General features: G+C 73.4%; 16 protein-coding genes and 1 tRNA gene. 10 read left to right on the top strand and 7 right to left on the bottom strand.

The window, feature by feature from the left end:
- Nucleotide 1: 1 nt before the first annotated feature.
- The 5 genes from AOM09_RS12540 to pgm all read right to left on the bottom strand — a co-directional run bounded on the left by AOM09_RS12540 (nucleotide 2) and on the right by pgm (nucleotide 6,224).
- Complete coding sequence (locus AOM09_RS12540) at nucleotides 2–1,132, bottom strand: VanZ family protein (protein WP_062389096.1); 1,131 nt, start codon at nucleotides 1,130–1,132, stop codon at nucleotides 2–4.
- A gap of 236 nt (nucleotides 1,133–1,368) precedes the next feature.
- Nucleotides 1,369–2,649 (bottom strand): MFS transporter, encoded by a 1,281-nt coding sequence (locus tag AOM09_RS12535; RefSeq protein WP_062389094.1) that lies wholly within the window; start codon nucleotides 2,647–2,649, stop codon nucleotides 1,369–1,371.
- A 41-nt stretch (nucleotides 2,650–2,690) separates the two neighbouring features.
- On the bottom strand, nucleotides 2,691–3,575 hold the full coding sequence (locus AOM09_RS12530) for an LppM family (lipo)protein (RefSeq protein ID WP_062389091.1): 885 nt from the start codon (nucleotides 3,573–3,575) through the stop codon (nucleotides 2,691–2,693).
- A complete protein-coding gene (locus AOM09_RS12525; RefSeq protein WP_062389089.1) occupies nucleotides 3,572–4,489 on the bottom strand; it encodes an LppM family (lipo)protein in 918 nt (305 codons plus the stop codon). The genes AOM09_RS12530 and AOM09_RS12525 overlap by 4 nt, the downstream gene beginning before the upstream one ends.
- A 58-nt stretch (nucleotides 4,490–4,547) precedes the next feature.
- Nucleotides 4,548–6,224, bottom strand: coding sequence for a phosphoglucomutase (alpha-D-glucose-1,6-bisphosphate-dependent) (gene pgm, locus AOM09_RS12520; RefSeq protein ID WP_062389085.1), 1,677 nt, complete (start codon nucleotides 6,222–6,224; stop codon nucleotides 4,548–4,550).
- Between the two features lie 118 nt (nucleotides 6,225–6,342).
- On the opposite strand from pgm, the gene AOM09_RS12515 reads away from it, so the two are divergent.
- Both AOM09_RS12515 and pheA read left to right on the top strand, forming a co-directional pair.
- Nucleotides 6,343–7,239 (top strand): glycosyltransferase, encoded by an 897-nt coding sequence (locus tag AOM09_RS12515; protein WP_228375140.1) that lies wholly within the window; start codon nucleotides 6,343–6,345, stop codon nucleotides 7,237–7,239.
- Nucleotides 7,236–8,168: a prephenate dehydratase gene (gene pheA / locus AOM09_RS12510; RefSeq protein WP_062389080.1), complete on the top strand. Its 933-nt coding sequence runs from the start codon at nucleotides 7,236–7,238 to the stop codon at nucleotides 8,166–8,168. The genes AOM09_RS12515 and pheA overlap by 4 nt, the downstream gene beginning before the upstream one ends.
- A gap of 27 nt (nucleotides 8,169–8,195) precedes the next feature.
- On the opposite strand, the gene AOM09_RS12505 is transcribed toward pheA, so the two are convergent.
- A complete protein-coding gene (locus tag AOM09_RS12505) occupies nucleotides 8,196–9,401 on the bottom strand; it encodes a diacylglycerol/lipid kinase family protein (protein WP_062389078.1) in 1,206 nt (401 codons plus the stop codon).
- A gap of 38 nt (nucleotides 9,402–9,439) precedes the next feature.
- Here AOM09_RS12505 and serS point away from each other — a divergent pair, with 38 nt between their 5' ends.
- Entirely contained in the window at nucleotides 9,440–10,711 is a 1,272-nt protein-coding gene (gene serS / locus AOM09_RS12500; RefSeq protein WP_062389075.1) for a serine--tRNA ligase, read from the top strand.
- Nucleotides 10,712–10,784: 73 nt separating this feature from the next.
- Nucleotides 10,785–11,636: an HAD family hydrolase gene (locus tag AOM09_RS12495; RefSeq protein ID WP_228375139.1), complete on the top strand. Its 852-nt coding sequence runs from the start codon at nucleotides 10,785–10,787 to the stop codon at nucleotides 11,634–11,636.
- Between the two features lie 9 nt (nucleotides 11,637–11,645).
- On the opposite strand, the gene AOM09_RS12490 is transcribed toward AOM09_RS12495, so the two are convergent.
- Entirely contained in the window at nucleotides 11,646–12,605 is a 960-nt protein-coding gene (locus AOM09_RS12490) for an NAD(P)H-quinone oxidoreductase (protein WP_062389072.1), read from the bottom strand.
- Between the two features lie 176 nt (nucleotides 12,606–12,781).
- Between AOM09_RS12490 and AOM09_RS12485 the strand changes: the two genes are divergently transcribed.
- The 6 genes from AOM09_RS12485 (at nucleotide 12,782) to AOM09_RS12460 (ending at nucleotide 19,652) form a co-directional block, all read left to right on the top strand.
- Complete coding sequence (locus tag AOM09_RS12485; protein WP_062389069.1) at nucleotides 12,782–17,548, top strand: ATP-binding protein; 4,767 nt, start codon at nucleotides 12,782–12,784, stop codon at nucleotides 17,546–17,548.
- Nucleotides 17,549–17,610: 62 nt separating this feature from the next.
- Complete coding sequence (locus AOM09_RS12480) at nucleotides 17,611–18,051, top strand: roadblock/LC7 domain-containing protein (protein WP_062389066.1); 441 nt, start codon at nucleotides 17,611–17,613, stop codon at nucleotides 18,049–18,051.
- Between the two features lie 2 nt (nucleotides 18,052–18,053).
- Nucleotides 18,054–18,455 (top strand): DUF742 domain-containing protein, encoded by a 402-nt coding sequence (locus AOM09_RS12475; protein WP_062389064.1) that lies wholly within the window; start codon nucleotides 18,054–18,056, stop codon nucleotides 18,453–18,455.
- A complete protein-coding gene (locus tag AOM09_RS12470; protein WP_062389061.1) occupies nucleotides 18,436–19,038 on the top strand; it encodes a GTP-binding protein in 603 nt (200 codons plus the stop codon). The genes AOM09_RS12475 and AOM09_RS12470 overlap by 20 nt, the downstream gene beginning before the upstream one ends.
- Before the next feature lie 70 nt (nucleotides 19,039–19,108).
- Nucleotides 19,109–19,537 (top strand): hypothetical protein, encoded by a 429-nt coding sequence (locus tag AOM09_RS12465; RefSeq protein ID WP_062389058.1) that lies wholly within the window; start codon nucleotides 19,109–19,111, stop codon nucleotides 19,535–19,537.
- Nucleotides 19,538–19,564: 27 nt separating this feature from the next.
- Nucleotides 19,565–19,652: transfer RNA gene (locus tag AOM09_RS12460), tRNA-Ser, on the top strand.
- Nucleotides 19,653–19,732 lie beyond the last annotated feature (80 nt).

Raw genomic sequence — 19,732 nt, 5'->3', positions numbered from 1 at the left:
CTCACGCGTCGTCGCGAAGCGGCAGCGCCGTCTCGACGCGCGGGGCTCGCAGCGCCGCGAGGGCGGGTCGCGACAGGGTCGTCGTGCCGGAGACCACGGAGCTGAGCGCACGCTGATCCGTGCGGATCCACGCCACCAGCGCCTCGGCGAGGAGGATCGCGGGCAGGAGCGCCGGCACCAGCGCCCACGGCAGCCAGCGGGTTGCCCACCGCGCCAGCAGGCGGGGCACGGGCGGCCGTTCGCCCGTGCCCACGACGGCGGGAGCGACGTTGAGCAGCAGCTCGCCGGGCGTCGCGCGGTCCCGCGACAGCAGGCACGGCAGGAGGGTCGCGAGCGCGGCGGCGCCCACGTCGATGGTGACCTCGATCAGCGGCTGCCCGAGGCGGTCCTGCGCCGCCGCGAGCGTCGCCGAGCGCGCGAGCAGCGCCTGCACCGTCGCCGCCGTCGCGAGCGCGAGCGACGCCACGAGCGCGACGTCGACCAGCACGGCGATCGCGCGCCGCGCCCGGCCCGGCGGATCGAGGTCGGGCAGCGGGGTCGGGCTGGCGAACGCGGCGCGCGCGAGCAGCAGCGAGCACGCCAGCCCGACCGTGCCGCCCAGGGTGTTGAGCAGGACGTCGCTGAGGTCGAGCGTGCGGTACGGGCACGGGTACATGCCGTACACGCCCGTCCCCTGCGTGATCTCGATCGCGAGCGAGGTGCCGGCGGACATGAGCACCACGGCGCCGCCCCGCCAGCGCGTGATCTGATGCAGGAACAGCCCGAAGGGCACGAAGAGCAGGACGTTGAGGATCGCGTAGCGGACCATCCAGCCGTCGAGCGCCCCGAGGAGGCCCCGGTGCTCGACCGCGCGCGCGACCTGGCTCAGCTGCGCGAACGGGTCGAGCTGCCAGCGGTCGGTGAGCCCCACGCCGGTGCAGTCGAGCTGCCCGTCGGCGGGCAGCGGGAAGAGCGTGAACGCCGCGAGGGACGATGCGGACGCGAGCAGGCCGACGGCGCTCACCAGGGGCCACGCCTGGAGCCGCCCGTAGCGGCGGACCACCACGCCGAGCGCGGGCAGCATCGCGAGCGGCAGCACCGCGACGGTGAGCGCGGCGGTGATGGCGGAGTCGATGCGGAGGTCGGGCCCCATGGCGCCACCCTACGAGAGTGCGCCCTGGTCCGGACATGATCCGGCGCCGGCGCCCCAGGGGGAGGGAGCGGGGCACCGGCGCACGGAATGGGGTGCGGCTCGGGCGACCAAGTCCCCGGATGATCGCCCGAGCCACGGGTGTTCGGGCGGCTTCGCTGCCGCCCACGTTCTTGTGTCTACGACGGTAGCGGCCGGCTCCGGGGGTCGGCGGGGACCTAGGTCCCCTCTTCGCAGAATCAGAGGTGGGGCGGCGTCGGAGGCTGCTCGACGGCGACCTCGCGCTCCGACGGAGGCGGCGCATCGTCCTCCGCCGCGCGGTCGCCGCGCTCGGTCCCGCGTCGCAGGATCCCGGCGCTCGCGAGCACGAGCACCAGCGCGAGGCCCGCGCCCGCGGCCGAGACGCCGAGGCCCGCGCGCGCGCCGGAGTGCTCGACCAGGCCGCCCGCGAGCCACGCGCCGAACGCGACGCCCACGCCCATGCCGATGCGCAGCCACGCCATGCCCTCGGTGATCTGGTGGCGCTTCACCACGCGCTGCACCACGGTGTCCGCGTTCGTCATCGTCGGGGCGATCGTGAGGCCCGCGAGCAGCCCGAGGGTCGCGAGGACCGCGAGGTTGGGCGAGAGCGCGAGCGCGCCGAAGCCGACCGTCATCGCGAGGGCGCCGAGCACCGTCCGCTTCCACAGCGGCATCCGCCAGTGGCGGGCGCCGTAGAGCAGGCCGCCCACGAGCGAGCCCGCGGACACGATCGCGATGACCACGCCGGAGAGCGTCTGGCGTCCCGCCTCGTCCGCGAAGGCCACCACCGAGATGTCGAAGGCGCCGAACATCGCGCCGATGCCGAGCGTGACGGCGGCGACGGCGATCACCGCGGGCGGCAGGCGCAGCCCGAGCGAGTCGACGTCGGTGCCCGCATGCGGCGCGGGCTCGGTCCCGGTCTGCGCGAGCAGGATGGTCATGCCGATGACGAGCGCCACGAGGCACACCACCACGCCGAGCGGCGGCCACACGAGCGTCGCGAGGATGGTCGCCAGGGCGGGGCCCGTGACGAACAGCACCTCGTCGAGCGCGCCCTCGAGCGCGAAGGCGGTGTGGATGTCGCGGTCGGAGTCGAGCAGATGCGACCAGCGCGCGCGGGTCAGCGAGCCGAGCGGTCCCTGGACCGACGCGATGGTGACGGAGACCCACAGCAGCCACTCGGGGCCGTGGGTCATCGCGGTGACCACGGCCATGACGGCGCCGACGATGAAGACGAGGGTCAGCGGGATCATCGCAGCGCGCTGACCGATGCGGTCGACCAGGCGTGCCGTGGGCACCGTCTGGGCCGCCCACACGAGCGTGCCGACGGCCGCGACGCGGCCCGCCATCGCGTAGCTGTCGTACTGCAGCTGGACCATGAGGATGACCGAGATGTTGAACATCGAGATCGGGAGGCGGGCCAGCAGGCCGGCCGCGGCGAAGGCCTTCGCCCCGGGGTGGGAGAGGATCCCGCGATAGTTGTCGAGCACGAGCGCCATGGTCCCACCCCGCGCGGGGGTGCGCCCGCCGACCTGCGCCGTCAGGCGGGCGGGCCGGCGTCCTCGCGCGCGGGAGCATCGTCGCCGCCGAGCGTGCCCGGCCCACCCTCGGACGCACGCGGCGGCGGGAGGTGCGAGACGTGACGGCGGCGGCGGTCCTGCAGGACCAGCGCGGTCGCGCCGCCGATGATGACGAGCGCGCCGAGGGCGACGACGAGCCACTTCAGCACGGGTCCCCAGTCGTGCTGCGCCGTGGCGCCGCCGACGATGCGGATCGAGTCCGCGCCCAGCAGATCCGTCAGCCCGAGCGTGACGGTGTTGCCCACCACCGTGCCCGCGCTCGCCTCGTGGACCAGCCCGGGGAAGGTGAACGACGCCTCGACCTCGACGGCGCCGCCCAGCAGGGTGAGGTCGTCGGCGCTCGCGCCGGCGGCGGCGAGGCCGCTCGCGGCACCCGACTCGAGGGTGACCACGTAGGTGTCGCCCTCGCGCGTCACGGCGGTCGCGCCTCCCAGGGGTGCCGCGCCGGCGGCGTCCGCGAGCGCGTCGATGGGGATGTCGGAGACCTCGATCTCGACGCCCTCGAGGCCGTCCTCGTCGGAGTAGGGCTCCACCGACACCGAGCCCGGGTACGCGTCCTCGAGGGGTGCGAGCCCTTCGCGCACGGCATCGGGATCGAGCAGCGAGTCGAGGCCCGCGAGCGCGTCCAGGCCGGCACCGTCGGGCACCGCGACCCCGTCGGGGAGCTCGAGGTCGCCGAGCTGGCCCAGCTGCTGCTCGAGGACGGTCCGCGCCTGGCTTGTGAGCGCGATCACCGCGTGCTGCGAGAGCGTGTCCGCGTCAGAGAAGGTGGTGGCGGTGCTGACGCGGACACAGCCCGTGAGGGCCACCGCTGCGATCGCGAGCGTCGCCGTCGACCTTCTCATCGCGCATGGTCCTCCTCGGGATCCGTGCCCTCGACGGAGCCCGTCTCGATCGTATCCGCGGCGGCCGGGAGCTCGACGGTCGGCGCGATCGGCTCGGTCGCGGGCGCGGGCTCCTCCGCTGCCGCCTCACCGGCCGGCGCGGGCTCGTCCGCCGCCTCGTCCGCCGCCGCCTCGTCGGCCACCGGCGCGGGCGCGAAGGCCGAAGCCTCCGGCTCGACCGGAGCGACCGGCGCGCCCTCGGCCGTCGCGGCGGCATCCTCGGCGGGTGCGTCCCCGCCGCGGCGTCGCAGCGCGACGACCACGCCGACGGCGACGGCCGCGATCACCACGGCGCCGATGGCGACCCACAGCGCGGTCGGCAGGCCTCCGCCGCCCACGGTCGCGCCGCCGCGCGCGCTCAGCTCTGCCGGCGAGTCGAGCATGTCCCACGTCACGGTGGTCCCCTCGAGCGTGCCGTTGTGCTCGGTCACCTCGCCCGGGAACGTCACGCTCATCGTGATGACGGCGCCGGGCAGCTCGCCCATCTGCTCGAGGTCCTCCGCGCTCGCGCCCTCACCGGTGACGATGAACTCGTCGCCCTCGCGCGTGATGGTGAGGCCCGAGTCGACCGCGTCGGTCGCGTCGAGCGGCTGGTTCTCGAACGTGATCGTCTGGCCCACGTAATCGCCGTCGTCGTAGGGCTCGACCGTGGCGCCGTCGACGCCGTCCAGGCCGGACTCGGCGTCGAGCTCGCTCAGCAGGTCCTCGTCGGACATGCCCATGGCCTCGCCGACGCCCTTCTCGATCGCGATGAGCATCGCGCCGTCGACGGTGTCGTCCTCGTGGAGCGTGAAGCTCATCTCCATCCGGAGGCAGCCGGACAGGGCCAGCGTCGCGACGACGGCCAGGGCAAGGGTGCGCAGAGTGCGAGACATGGCGGACACCCTGCCAGACCAGGCGTGACGGCGCTACCCCCTGTTGTGGGGGGGTAACTCAGCCCTCGAGCGCCTCCGCGACCACCTCGCGCGCGGCCGCCTGGACCTCGCCCAGGTGCGTCTCCGACACGAACGACTCCGCGTAGATCTTGTAGACGTCCTCGGTGCCGGACGGGCGGGCCGCGAACCATGCATCGTCCGTGGTCACCTTGAGGCCGCCGATCTTCGCGCCGTTGCCGGGCGCCGCGGTGAGCTTGGCCGTGATGGGCCGCCCCGCGAGGGTCGTGGCGGGGACCTTCTCGGGGGACAGGGCGCCCAGCTTGGCCTTCTCCTCCTTGCTCGCGGCGGCGTCGACGCGGGCGTACCAGCTCTCGCCCAGGCGGTCCACGAGCCCCGCGTGCAGCGCGGAGGGGGACGCTCCGGTCGACGCGATGATCTCCGACGCGAGCAGCGACAGGATGATGCCGTCCTTGTCGGTCGACCACACGCGGCCGTCGCGGCGCAGGAAGGAGGCGCCCGCGGACTCCTCGCCGCCGAACGCGATGTCGCCGCTGAGCAGCCCCGGCACGAACCACTTGAAGCCCACGGGCACCTCGACCACCGGGCGGCCGATGTCACGGCCGACGCGGTCGATGAGGCTCGAGGACACGAGCGTCTTGCCGATGCGCGCGTTCGCCGGCCACTGCGGGCGCGCGCCGCCGTAGAGGTAGGCGATCGCGGCGGCGAGGTAGTGGTTGGGGTTCATGAGGCCACCGTCGCGGGTGACGATGCCGTGGCGGTCCGAGTCGGCGTCGTTGCCCGTCGCGACGTCGTAGGGGCTGTCCGCGCCCGCCATGAGCGTGCGCAGGCTCGCCATCGCGTACGGGCTCGAGCAGTCCATGCGGATCTTGCCGTCCCAGTCGAGGCTCATGAAGGACCACGCCGGGTCGACCTTGGGGTTGACCACGGTGAGGTCGAGCTTGAACTCCTCGCCGATCGCACCCCAGTAGTCGACCGCCGCGCCGCCGAGCGGGTCCGCGCCGATGCGCACGCCCGCCCGCGCGATCGCGTCGAGGTCGATCACCGACGGCAGGTGGTCGAGGTAGAGGTCGAGGAAGTCGAAGCCCTGCGTGGTCTCCGTCGCGACGGCCTTCTTCAGCTGGAAGCGGGGCACCTGGCGCCAGCCGCCCGCGAGGAGCTCGTTCGCCCGGTTCGCGATCCAGCCCGTTGCATCGGTGTCGGCGGGGCCGCCGTGGGGCGGGTTGTACTTGAAACCGCCGTCGCGCGGCGGGTTGTGCGACGGCGTGATGACGATGCCGTCCGCGAGGCCCTTGCCCGAGGTCCGCAGGCCGGTCTCGGAGACGGCGCCGTTGGCGACCAGGATCGCGAGCGAGACAGCCGGGGTGGGGGTGTAGCCGTCGCGCGCGTCGACGCGGACCTCGACCCCCGCCGCGGCGAGGACCTCGAGCGCCGTCTCCTGCGCGGGGCCCGAGAGCGCGTGCGTGTCCTTGCCGATGAACAGCGGGCCGTCGATCCCCTGGTCGCGGCGGTACTCGACGATCGCGGCGGTGATCGCGACGATATGCGCCTCGTTGAACGCGCCGTCGAACGCGCTGCCGCGGTGACCCGAGGTGCCGAACGCGACGCGCTCGGCGGGAACGGTGGGATCGGGAACTCGGTCGTAATACTCACCCAGGAGGGCGTCGATGTCGATGAGATCCTCAGGAAGGGCGATGGTGCCGGCGCGATCGTGCATGGGGCCTACTCTTCCACGCCGATCGGGCGCATGCCAGGGTCGGGTCGATGCCACGGGCAGGTAAGGAAAGGGCAAAGAGTGGTACCTGGGACGGTCACGGGTGACTAGGCTAGGCGACGTGTCGACAGCCGAGGGATCCGAGCGGAGGGCGGCCTCCACGGAGGCGCTGGCCCGCGCCCGCGCGCGCCGTGCACGCGGCCGCATGGCCGTGCCCGCCGCGGTCCACGGTCCGTCCGTCGCCGCGCTGATCGTCGCCCACAACCAGGCGCGACGCATCGCCGCGACGGTGCGTGCCGCGCTCGCGATCCCGGGCGTCGACCTGGTGCTCGTCGTGGACGATGCGTCCACCGACAACACGCAGGAGCTCGCCCGCCGCGCGGGCGCCGTCGTGGTGCGGCACTCGCATGTGCGCGGTCGCTCCGCGGCCGTCGAGACCGGCGCCTCTGTCATCGCGATGCGCGACGAGCCCGAGGGCACGCCGCGGGCGATCCTCATCCTCGACCCCAACCTGGGCCACTACGCGATCGGCGCCGCGCCGCTGGTGCCTGCCGTGCTCGAGGGGGTGTGCGACCTTGCGGTCGCGCTCACGGACTCGCAGGCCGTCGCGCCCGGGGTCCCGTCGAAGATCGCGCGGACCGCGGTCGAGAGGGCCACGGGATGGTCGCCGCGCCAGCCGCTCGGGCGCATCCGCTGCCTCACGCGTGAGGCGCTCGAGGTGGCGATGCCGCTCGCGCGCGGCAACGGCCTCGAGGTCGCCATGACGCTCGACGTGCTGCACGCGGGGCTCGCGATCACCGAGGTGGAGTGCGACATTCGGCACAAGGGGCCGTCGATCGAGGACCGCACGCCCATGGGCCGGGCCAACCGTTACCGTGAGGTGCTGACGGTGGTGAGCGCGCGCCGCATCCGCGCCAGGATGCAGTCGACGCAGGCCTCCGTGGAGCAGCGCCTGCGTCCGCACCGGGACGAGGCGCCCGAGGCGCCGGAGGCATCCGAGGCGGGAGACGAGTCGTGACGCTGCCCAGCTACGCGTTCCTGGGACCCTCCGGCACGTTCACCGAGGCCGCGCTGTTCGCGATGGTCGCGGCCGACGAGGTCGAGGCGGTGCCGATGATCGACGTCCCCGCCGCGCTCGCGGCGGTGCGGGACGGCTCGGTCGACTTCGCGGTGGTCGCGATCGAGAACACGGTCGAGGGCGGCGTGACCGCGACGCTCGACACGCTGGCGACGGGCGAGCCGCTCGTCATCCTCGGCGAGGTGCTCCTGCCGGTGTCCTTCGAGCTCGTGGTCCAGCCGGGCACGGCGCTCGCGGACATCGCGTCGATCTCCGCGCATTCGCACGGTCTCAACCAGTGCCGCCGCTGGCTCGCGGCGTCATTGCCGGGCGCCGTCCAGATCGCCGCATCGTCCAACGCGGCCGCCGCGGAGGAGCTCGCGGCGGGCGGCGGTGGCTTCGAGGCGGCGCTCGCACCGCCCGGTCTGGGTGCCCGGCTCGGGCTCGAGGTGCTCGCCTCGGGAGTCGCTGACAACGCCCATGCCGCGACGCGGTTCGTCAAGGTCGGCCGCCCCACCGAGGTGCCGCCGGCCACGGGCGCCGACAAGACGACGCTCGCGATCTGCCTGCCCGACGATCGCGCGGGTGCGCTGCTCGCGATGCTCGAGCAGTTCGCGGCGCGCGGCGTGAACCTGTCGCGCATCGAGAGCCGGCCGCTGTCGGGCCGTCCGGGCGAGTACTCGTTCTCCGTCGACGCCCTCGCGCACATCGACGAGCCGCGCATGGCCGAGGTCCTCATGGGACTGCGGCGCACCCACCCGTCGGTGATCTTCCTGGGCTCCTACCCGGCGGCCTCCGGCTATCCGACCCCGGTCGCGCCGGGCACCTCGGAGGAGGACTTCGCCGACGCTCGCGCGTGGGTCCGGGGGCTCCGCGCGGGCCGTCACTGACGCGAGCGCTGTCCCGCGCGCCCCGGCTCAGCCGGGCTCGGACGATGAGGGCAGCGCCGCTGCATCGTCCGCCGGCTCGGCGCCGGGCACGCTCGACGCCGGCACGCGCAGCGTGAGCGCCCCCGCGTCGACCTCCGCGAGCACGCGCGTCGCCCGGCCCAGCGACTCGCCGTCCACCTGGACCTTCTGGGGCTCCTCGAAGCGGATCTCGACGCGCCGTCCGCGCACGTGGTCGATGCGCGACGTGCGCCACACCCGCGTGTGCCACGGCTCCCGGATGCCTGCGCCCTGCGCCACCACGGTGCCGAAGAGCTCCGTCCAGCCGACGATGCCGCCGCGCGCGTCGAGCGTCGCGACGTCGATCATGCCGTCGTCGAAGGTGGCGTCGGGCACCAGCTGGATCCCCGCGGGCAGCCGGCCCACGTTCGCCAGGAGCACCGTGCGCATGTGGCTCTCCGCCGGCTCCCCGCCGTCGACGGCGATGCGCGCGACCATGCGCTTCCCCAGGTGCTGGACCGCCGCGAAGAAGTACGCGACCCAGCCGAACTGGCGCTTCAGCCTGTCGTCCGCACCCGCGACCATCTCCGCGTCGAGCCCCGCCCCGGCGATCACCAGGAAGATGTGCCGCTCGCCCTCGTCCTCGCCGTCGGGGGTCCTCACCAGCGTGAGCCAGCCGACGTCCGAGTGCCGCTGCGCGCCCTCGAGCGCCGTGCGCAGCAGCGCGGGGACGTCGCCGAGCGGCAGGTCGAGGTTGCGCGCGAACAGGTTGCCCGTGCCCATGGGCATGATCGCCATGGGCACCCCGGTGCCCGCCACCCCCTCCGCCACCGCGCGCACCGTGCCGTCGCCGCCGACGGCCACCACGACATCGGCCCCCAGGGCGAGGGCCTCGCGGGTCTGGCCCGTGCCCGGGTCCTCGGCGGTGGTGTAGAGCCACATGGGCTCGGGGAGGTAGCGGATCGCGCATGCGCGCATGGCCTGCTCCCTGAGCTCCGCGATCCCCGCCTTGGTCGGGTTGGCGATGAAGGCGACGCGTTCGCGCGCGTCCGAGCGGTCGGCCGCGGCCGCGAGGTCGAGCGCGGGCAGCGGCTTGATCCGCAGGAGCCGCCGCCACACGGGAGGGACGGCGACCGGGTCGCGCACGCCGATGCGCCGCGTGGTCGAGATCGTCATCGAGAGCGCGATGAGCGCCACCACCAGCGCGATCAGAGCGATTCCCGTGCCGGCGGTCATGAGGAGAGCGTACGTCGGCCGCCGATAGACTTGCGGGCATGATCGACCTCAAGCTGCTGCGCGCCACCCCCGATGTCGTGAGGGAGAGCCAGCGCTCTCGGGGCGACGATCCGGGCGTGGTCGACGAGGTCCTCGCGGCCGACGCGGCCAACCGCGCGGCGCTGCAGGAGTTCGAGACCGCGCGCGCGGAGCAGAAGCTGCTCGGCAAGGACGTCGCGCGGGCGCAGGGCGAGGAGAAGCAGGCGCTGCTCGCGCGCACCAAGGAGCTCGCGGCACGCGTCAAGGAGCTCCAGGCGACGGCCGATGCGGCCTCGGCGCGCGCGGTCGAGCTCGCTCGCTCGCTCGGCAACATCCCCGAGCCCGGCGTGCCCGCGGGCGGCGCCGACGACTTCGTGGTGGTGCGTCACGAGGGCACCCCGCGCGATCTCGCGGCGGAGGGCATCGAGGTGAAGGACCACCTCGCGCTCGGCGAGGGGCTCCAGGCGATCGACATGGAGCGCGGCGCGAAGGTGTCGGGCGCGCGCTTCTACTTCCTCACCGGGATCGGCGCGCGCCTCGAGCTCGCGATCCTCAACGCCGCGATGCAGACCGCGATCGACGCGGGCTTCTCGCCGATGATCACCCCGACGCTGGTGCGCCCCGAGGTGATGGCGGGCACCGGCTTCCTCGGCAAGCACGCCGACGAGATCTACCGGCTCGAGCGGGACGACCTCTATCTCACCGGCACCTCCGAGGTGGCGCTCGCCGGCTACCACACCGACGAGTTCCTCGACCTGTCCGACGGCCCGCGCCGCTACGCGGGATGGAGCGCGTGCTACCGCCGCGAGGCGGGTTCCGCGGGCCGCGACACGCGCGGCATCATCCGCGTCCACCAGTTCCACAAGGTGGAGATGTTCTCCTACGTGCGCCCCGAGGATGCGGCCGCCGAGCACGCGCGCTTCCTGCGCACCGAGGAGACCATGCTCCAGGCGCTCGAGCTCCCGTACCGGGTCATCGACACCGCGGCCGGAGACCTGGGCTCGAGCGCGGCCCGCAAGTTCGACTGCGAGGCGTGGCTCCCGAGCCAGGAGCGGTGGATGGAGGTCACCTCGACCTCGAACTGCACCACGTACCAGGCGCGCCGCCTCGCGATCCGTGAGAGGAGGGAGGGCGGTTCGGAGCCCGTGGCGACCGTCAACGGCACCATCGGCACCACCCGCTGGCTGGTGGCGCTGCTGGAGAACCACCAGCAGGCGGACGGCAGCATCCACGTGCCCGCGCTGCTGCGCCCCTACCTCGGCGGGCTCGAGGTGCTGGAGCCCACGCGCTGAGCCCGTGCATCGTTCACGCGATGGTCACCGCGGCGCGTCGCGGCCCGCGCACGTCGCGTCGTAAGGTCGTCGCATGAATCCCCGCGAGATGCGCCCCCCGCTCGGACCGGACTTGTGGCGACTCGTGGGCCTCGACATCGACGGCACGCTCATGCACTGGGGCGGAGACATCTCCGACGCGGTGGCGGAGGCCGTCGAGCGCGCGCGGATGTGCCGCAACCACGTCATCCTCGCAACGGGCCGCAACATCATGGGCATGCTGCCGGTGGCCGAGCGGCTGGGCCTGCGGCGCGGCTGGGCCGTGTGCTCGAACGGCGCGGTCACCGTGCGCCTCAACCCGCGCGCCACGGGTGGCTACGACATCGTCGAGAAGGTCACCTTCAACCCCCGTGCGGCGCTCGAGCTCATCCGTGAGGAGATGCCCGACGCGTTCTTCGCGGTCGAGGACCTGGGCGTGGGCTTCCTGGTCAACCGCGAGTTCCCCCAGGGCGAGCTCGTGGGGCGGCAGCGCGTCGCGACCTTCGACGAGCTGTGCCACGACGAGGCGACCCGTGTGGTCATCCGCGCCCCCGGCGTCGACGTCGACCACTTCGACGACCTGGTGCACCGCATCGGCCTCAACGATGTCACCTACGCGGTGGGCTACTCCGCGTGGCTCGACCTCACGCCGCCCGGGGTGTCGAAGGCCTCGGCGCTCGAGACGCTCCGGCGCCAGCTGGGCGTGTACCCCGACCACACGGTCGCGGTCGGCGACGGGAACAACGACATCGCGATGCTCGAGTGGGCCGGGTGGTCCGCCGCGATGGGCACGGCCCCGGCGCACGTGAAGTCGATCGCCGACGAGGTGATCGGCTCGGTGGAGGACGACGGCATCCTCACGGTGCTCGACCGCCTCATCGACCCCGACCGCCTCGCGGTGATGTAGGCCTCCCGCTCAGACGGTCAGCACCACCTTCCCGAACACCTCGCCGGACTCGAGGAGCCGATGCGCGTCGCCCGCGCGCTCGAGGGGGAGTGTCGCGTGGACCACGGGCCGTACCGCGTCCGGCACCAGCGGCCAGACCTCCTCGCGCACCCGTGCGACGATCGCCGCCCGCTCCGCGAGCGGGCGCGCCCGCAGCGTGGTGCCGATGACCCGCGCGCGCCTCGCGAGCAGCAGGCCCAGGTCGAGCTCGCCGCGCGCGCCCTTCTGCATGCCGATCACCACGAGCCGTCCGCCCGTGCGAAGCGCGCGCAGGTTGGCGTCGAGGTACGCGGCGCCGACCACGTCGAGGATCACGTCCGCGCCGCCCAGGTCCCGCACGGCCGCGACCCAGTCGTCGGCACGGTGATCGAGCGCGACGTCGGCCCCCAGCGCCGCGCATCGTGCCGCGCGCTCCGCGCCGCCGGCCGTGGCGATCACGCGCATGCCGCGCGCCTTGGCGATCTGGATCGCCGCGGTCCCCACGCCTCCCGAGCCGCCGTGGACCAGCAGGGTCTCGCCCGGGAGCGCTCGCGCCTCGTCGAGGTTCGACACGACGGTGCACGCCGCCTCGACCAGCGACGCCGCCTCGACGTCCGAGAGGCCGTCGGGGACCGGGAGCAGCAGCGACGCGTCGACCACGGCGCGCTCGGCGTAGCCGCCGCCCGGCAGCAGCGCGCACACGCGGTCCCCGGCGCGCCAGGGGGACGATGCGGGCGCCTCCAGGAGCGTGCCCGCGGCCTCCAGCCCGGGCCAGGAGGGGGCGCCCGGAGGCGCCGGATACCTGCCCTGACGCTGGAGCACGTCCGCGCGGTTGACGCCTGCGGCTGTGATTCGCATCACAGCATCGAGGCCTCCCGGCGGCTCGATCTCCACATCTGCCAGGGAGAACGCCTCGGGACCCCCGGGTGTGACGACGATGCATGCCTTCATGGATGTGCCCCTGTTGACCCCGTCATGGTTGGCGGCCCTTACCCTCTCATCAAACATCGCACGTGGATGAAGGCTCATGTTCCTGCATGAACCGGCCGATAGGGCAAGGGAGCAGTCGTCCGATTCCATGCACGGAGCGCCCTGATCCGTGCGGCGGCTTGTGAGGGGAAGGTTTCATGCTCCAGAGGCTCGGTATCCGAGGGAAGCTCCTCGCCGTCGTCATGGTGCCCATTCTCGTCCTGCTGTCGGCGGTGTCGTACATCACGCTGTCCGCCGCGAACGACTACGTCGAGAACTCCAACGCCGAGAAGCTGGTCGAGACCCTCGGAGAGGCTCGCAAGACCGAGGCCCTCATCCAGGACGAGCGCAGCGCCGCGCTCAACTTCGTCCACATCGTCCAGGACACCCAGGAGAAGCTCGCCGCCGCGCGCGCCGACGTCGAGTACCGCTACGGCACGCTCGTCGAGCGCGTGAACGCGCTCGAGGACAACGAGGCGTCCGCGCTCCTCGACTTCACCAAGCAGCGCCTGGGTGTGGACGGCAGCACGATGCTGCCCGACGCGCGCGCCTACACGATCTCGACGCCGGAGACCGAGGGTGGCTGGATCGTCCTCCCGACCGCCGACGAGGTCGAGGAGATGGATGGCGCGTACCGCGAGGCCGTGCGCCAGCTCGACACGCTCGCGAGCTCGAGCCCCGAGGAGTTCGACCTGCAGATCCCGTTCGCCGCGCTGTCCTACGCGGTCGAGCAGGAGGGCGTCTACGCCCACCGCCTCCTCGCCGAGACCGCCGACTACCGCGATCAGCTCGACGAGATCTTCCCCGCCGTCGACGCGGGCCTGGACCACATCGCCACCGCCGCGGCGCAGGTGGACGCGACCGAGGCGAACGCGACCGCGCTCGCCGCGGTGAGCGCCGGCCACGAGCTGCGCGACTCGCTCCCGCAGATCCGTGCGGGCGTCCGCACGGCGAGCGTGTCCACCGGAACCGTCGTCAACTACTACACGCAGGTCATCAAGACCTTCGTCGGCGCCTCCGACGCCGTGGCCCTCGCGATCCCCGACCGCAACGCCGTCGCGACGATCCAGGCCTACGGCGCCCTCGACTCGTTCATCGAGAACATCCGGTACGAGGGCGACGTCTTCAACCGCCTCATCCGGGACGGCGAGTTCACCACGTCCGAGGTCGCCGAGACCCGCACGCTCGTCGAGCGCACGCGACTCGGCCTCGAGGACGCGCAGACCCGCGCGGCCGGCCTGACGCCGGCGATCGAGGTGCCCGCGCTGGGCGCCTCCGCCGGAACCGACACGTCGTTCGTGACGGTCCAGAACACGATCCTCAACGGCCTCGACTCGTCGCTCGTCGCCGCGCAGTCGGACGACTGGCCCAGCAAGGTCCAGGCCGAGCTCGACCAGTACGCCCCGCTGCGTGACGACGCGTGGGACCGCACCACCAGCATCATCACCACGAACACGGTCAACGCCGCGTCGGCCACGTGGCTGACCCTCGCGATCGCGATCGCGGCCGTCGTCGGCTCGCTGCTCATCGCGTTCGCGATCTCCCGCCGCATCGTCAACCCGCTCCGCCGGCTCACCACGACGGCGACCGCGGTCCGCGAGGAGCTGCCCCGCCTGGTGGAGCGCGTCGCGATGCCCGGCGAGGACGTCGACGTCTCCGAGGTCCAGATCACCGTCGAGTCGCGGGACGAGGTGGGCCGCCTCGCCGAGGCGTTCAACGGCGTCAACGCGGCCACGATCGAGATCGCGCGTGAGCAGGCCGCCCTGCGCTCCTCGATCTCCGAGATGTTCGTCAACGTCGCGCGCCGTGACCAGCTGCTGCTCAACCGCCAGCTGTCCAGCATCGACGAGATGGAGCGCACGGAGGACGACCCGCAGCGCCTCACGAAGCTGTTCGCGCTCGACCACCTCGCGACCCGGATGCGCCGCAACTCGGAGTCGCTGCTCGTGCTCGCCGGCATCGACACCGGCCGTCGCATCCGCCGCGCGATGCCGATGTCCGACGTGATCCGTACCGCCTCGTCCGAGATCGAGCTGTACGAGCGCATCGACCTCGACCTCGTGGTCGACCCCGCGATGCTCGGCCACCAGGCGCTCACCGCCGCCCACCTGTTCGCGGAGCTGCTCGAGAACGCGACCGTGTTCTCCGACCCGGGCTCGCGCGTCGTGGTCCGCACCGGTCGCACGGTCGACGGCTTCACCGTCGAGGTGATCGACACCGGCATCGGCATGACGGAGGAGGAGCTCGCCGAGGCGAACGCCCGCGTCCAGTCCTCCGCCGCCTCCGAGATCCTGGGCGCGCAGCGCCTCGGCCTCTTCGTGGTCGGCCGCATCGCCAGGCGCCTCGGCGCCCAGGTCGCGCTCGCCTCCGTCGAGGGCAAGGGCACGGTGGCGACGATCCTGCTGCCCTCCGCGCTCTTCCAGGCCGTGGGCGAGGCCGAGTCGGCACCCGCCCCCGCCGCCGCGCCCGCCGTCCAGGCGCCTGCCGCCCCGGCGGCGCCCGTGGCCCCCGTCACCCCGGCATCCGCCGCGTACGCGCCCGCCTCGATGGTCGCCGGCGCGAGCCTGTCCGGTCGCGGCTCCGAGCCGGAGCCTCAGCCCGAGCCCCTGCCCGAGCCCCTGTCCGAGCCGCAGTACGACGAGGACTCCATCCCCCTCCCCGCCGGCATCGACGCGCTCATCGCCGCCGATGCCGCCGCGGCCCCCGTCGGCCAGCCGGTCGACGGCGCCGACCTCACGGCTGGCCTGTCGGAGTCCGGGCTGCCGACCCGCCGCCGTCGCGTCGAGGAGGCCCCCGCGGCCGCATCGTCCGACGAGGCCGAGAAGGTCATCGGTCTCCCCGTCCGCGCGACCGCCGCGCAGCTGAGCGCGCTCGACGCCGAGTCCGCCGCGTTCACCCCGACCGTGTCGCCCGCCGAGGTCGACCCGCAGACGGCCGAGGAGCGCGCCTCCGTGTTCCGCGGCTTCCGCTCGCGCCGCGAGACGGCGAAGCCTGCCGTGGTCGCGCCGGTGCCGGACCCGGTCCCGCCGGTCATGGCCGATGCGCTGGGCGAGCCCACCGAGCCCGAGGCGCCCGCACTTCCCACCCGCAGCGCCGGCGGCGCCTTCGCGGCCTTCGACGCGATGCGTCGCGCGTCCGCCGCCGCCGAGGGCCAGGCGCGAGCCGACGAGGCTGCGGCGCCGGTGCCCGCGTTCGAGCCCGAGCCCGAGCTTGAGCCGGAGCCGGTCCTCGAGCCGGACGTCGAGCCCGAGCTCGAGCCGGTGCTCGAGGCCGAGCCGGAGCCCGCCGCGCCGTCGCTGCCCACGTTCTCGGTGCCCAAGCTCGCGGTGTCGAGCTCGCCCCTCATGCGGCGCGACGAGCCTGTCGCGGAGGCCGATGAGGCCCCGTCCCCGACGTCGGCGCTCGCGAGGTCCCCGTACGGCGCCGCGTTCGCCGGCGCGCCCGCACGGGACGCCGTCCCCGAGGTGGAGCCCGCGGCCCCTGCCGTCGAGGACGCCTCGCTCGAGGCGCAGCCGTTCACCATCCCGACGCTCGAGCCCGACGAGTTCGAGCTCGCGGTGGCGCTCGAGCAGGAGCCCGAGGCACCCCTCGAGGCGGCCGTGACCGAGCAGCCCGCGGTCCAGGACGAGCCCGCGGCCATGCCGTGGACGATGGTGCTGGCGCCCGGGAGCGCTCCCGAGCCGGCCGCCGAGGCCGTGTCCGAGGCCGTCGTCGAGGCTCAGCCCGAGCCCGAGGCGACCCCGGCGGCGAGCCCGTGGCTCGCGCCCGCCGCGCCGTGGGCGCCGGCGACCCCCGCATCGTCCGTCCCCGCGCCGGAGGCCGAGCCGGCCGCCGAGGTCGAGCAGCCGACGGAGCCCGCCGTCGCCGAGGCACAGGACGAGCCGGCGCGCTCGCCGTGGCTCGACGCCGCGGCCTTCGCGACCGCGGCGGCCGACCGCGAGGCCGAGCTCGCCGCGGCCCCCGCACCGGCGGTTCCGTCCGCCGGCGTGGCCGACGCGCTGCTCGACGATCCGTACACCTACCAGGCGCCTTCCGAGCCGAGCATGGACGACATCATCGCCCAGGCGTCGGGCGAGGAGGCCGGTCGCGCAGGCTTCTTCGGTCGCCTGTTCGGGCGCGGCAAGAGCGACGACGAGCGTGCGGCGGCGAAGCCCGTGGCGCAGGCGCCCGCACCGTTCGCGCCGATCACCCCGAGCGCCCCGGTCGAGCCGGTCGCTCCGGTCGAGCCGGTCGCGGAGGCGGCCCCCGCCTTCACGCCGAGCTCCTTCGAGCCGATCGCCCCGGAGCCGGAGGCCGCAGCGGCGCACCCGTGGGCCGTGACCCCGGAGGCGTGGCCCGTCGCGCCTGAGCCCGAGCCGGTCGCCGCGCTCGAGCCGGAGCCCGCTCCGGCGTTCGCGCCCGAGCCCACGCCCGCCCCCGCGGCGACGTTCGCGCCCGAGCCCGCGGCGCCCTACGTGCCGCAGGCGCCGGTGTTCGAGCCGCAGTCGGCCCCCGCATCGTTCTCGCCCGAGGAGCTCGCGCAGCCCAGCGGCTGGCAGGCGGCGGGCGCCTCGGCGCTCGCCGCGGCGGATTCCGACGCGGCGGTGGGTGGATACCAGCCGGTGTTCGACACCCAGCCGTCCGGCCGCATGTTCACGGACGAGGACGCGGACATGACCCGGCTCGCGTTCTCCGAGCTCAGCTCGCTGTCGGAGCTGCGCCCCACGGTGGACAAGACCCGCGCGGGACTGCAGAAGCGTCGCAGCCCCGAGGCCGCGCCCGTCGAGGTGAAGCCCATCGCCGAGGAGGTGTCGCTCGCCCCCAAGGAGCGCGACGCCGACGCCGTCCGCAGCCGCTTCAGCAGCTTCTACTCCGGGACCCAGCGGGCCCGGACGGATGCCGCCGACCTCGACCTGCGGTCCACGCCGCAGCCGGCGAACGAGTAGACCGTGACCGACCACGACCACCCCCAGGCCACCCGGCCGCGCATCACACACAAGGAGCACATGTGACCGCCCTCAGCACCGAGGCCACCAATTTCGGGTGGCTCCTGGACAACTTCGTCGAGTCCGTGCCCGGCACGCGCCACACGCTTGTGGTGAGCGCCGACGGCCTTCTCATGGCGATGTCGAAGAACCTCGACCGCACCGAGGGCGACACCCTCGCGGCGATCGTCGCCGGCATGTCGAGCCTCACGCGCGGTGCCGCGCGTCAGCTCGCGGCGGGCGAGGTGCGCCAGTCCATCGTCGAGATGGACGAGCTCTTCCTGTTCCTCATGAGCGTCTCCAACGGCTCGGTCCTCGCGGTGGCGGCGGACTCGAGCTGCGACGTGGGCCTCGTGGGCTACGAGATGACGCTCCTGGTGTCGCGCTTCGAGAACGCGCTCACGCCGCAGCTCATCACCGAGATGCGTCAGAACCTCCCGACGAACGGCCAGACGAGGGCCTGATCGTGTCGGATTCCAGCACGCCGTTCGACGGCCACGAGGATGAGGCGTACACGGTCCGGCCGTACGCCGTCACCGGTGGACGGGTCAGCGCTGCGAGCAAGGACCTCCCCATGGAGGCCCTGGTCGAGGCGACCACCGACCCCCAGGCTTTGACGGGGCTCACCCCTGAGAAGAAGAAGATCCTGCAGCTCGCTACAGGTCAGTACCAGTCCGTGGCCGAGCTCTCGGCCCACACCCGCCTTCCGCTGGGTGTGGTCCGGGTGCTGGTGACGGATCTTGCCGAAGTCAACTATCTGAAGATCCACGTAAGTGGCACCGCCGACGACGCCTCGACCCACGATGCGTCCGGCGAGCTGTCCCTGAGTCTCCTGGAGAGTGTCCTCGATGGCATCGCAGCCCTCTAACGCAGCAGTCGCACCGGGGACGGCTGTCGCCGCTCCCACGGTCGTCAAGATCGTCGTCGCGGGCGGCTTCGCCGTCGGCAAGACGACCTTCATCGGATCCATCTCAGACATCGACCCGCTCAACACCGAGGCCGCCATGACGGAGCACTCGGTGGGCGTCGACGATGCCGGAGGCGTGACCGACCGCAAGACCACCACCACCGTCGCCATGGACTTCGGCCGCATCGCGCTGCCGGGCTCCCTGTGGCTCTACCTGTTCGGCACGCCGGGCCAGGACCGCTTCCTCTTCATGTGGGACGACCTGGTGCGCGGCGCGATCGGCGCCGTCGTGCTCGTCGACACCGAGCGTCTCGACCAGTGCTTCCCCGCGGTCGACTACTTCGAGGGCCGGGGCATCCCGTTCGTCGTGTGCGTCAACTGCTTCGACGGTGTGGCCCGCCACACCCTCGAGGACGTGCGCGAGGCCCTCGGCATCTCCGAGGACACCCCGATCATGTACACGGACGCCCGCGAGAAGGCGGCGACCAAGCAGGCGCTGATCTCCGTGGTGCAGCTCGCGATGCGTCGCATCCAGAGCCGCTGACACGACCAGCTGAGGCAGGGAGCGCCCCCGCGTTGCGGGGGCGCTCCCATGTCCGGGCTACCCTTCTACCGTGATCTACGTCGACGGCTCCGCGCTGTGCAGGTTCCTGCCGGGCGTCCGCTACTTCGACGAGTTCAACGACTTCGCGGTGCCGCGCATCCACGAGCTCGCGACCACGCAGCTGGGGTTCACCGAGCTGCGCCAGGCAGCCGAGCTCTACCCGCGCGAGCAGAAGACGAAGGCGTTCGACGTGGTCGAGATGGTCCGCGGGTCCATCCCGGTGATCCGGTTCTCGGAGCACAACGTGTCGGTCTCGACCCATGCGGTGGCGGTGCTCAAGCCATTCGCCGCGCTGCACCTGGGCGCCGCGGTGGCGCACCCCGAGATCCACGCGATCCTCACGTACGACGCCGAGCTCGCGCGCGCCTCCGAGCTCTACGAGCTGCAGGTGCTGAGCCCGGGCCTCGCCCCGGGCTGGCACAATGTCACGGGCGCGTGAGCGTCCGCGGCGCCGTCACGGCGCCGAGGAGAGTTGACCGAGCGGCCGAAGGTGACAGTCTTGAAAACTGTTGAGGCGTAACCCGTCTCCGCGGGTTCGAATCCCGCACTCTCCGCCGCCGCGTGGCCGCCGCGTGGCCGCCGCGTGGCCGCCGCGGGGCCGCCGCGGGGCCGCCGCGGGGCCGCCGCGGGGACC

This window comes from Demequina iriomotensis (assembly GCF_000971395.1).
GTDB lineage: Bacteria > Actinomycetota > Actinomycetes > Actinomycetales > Demequinaceae > Demequina > Demequina iriomotensis.
Note: the sequence above shows the minus strand (reverse complement) of the source record. Positions and strands in the feature narration are given on the sequence as shown.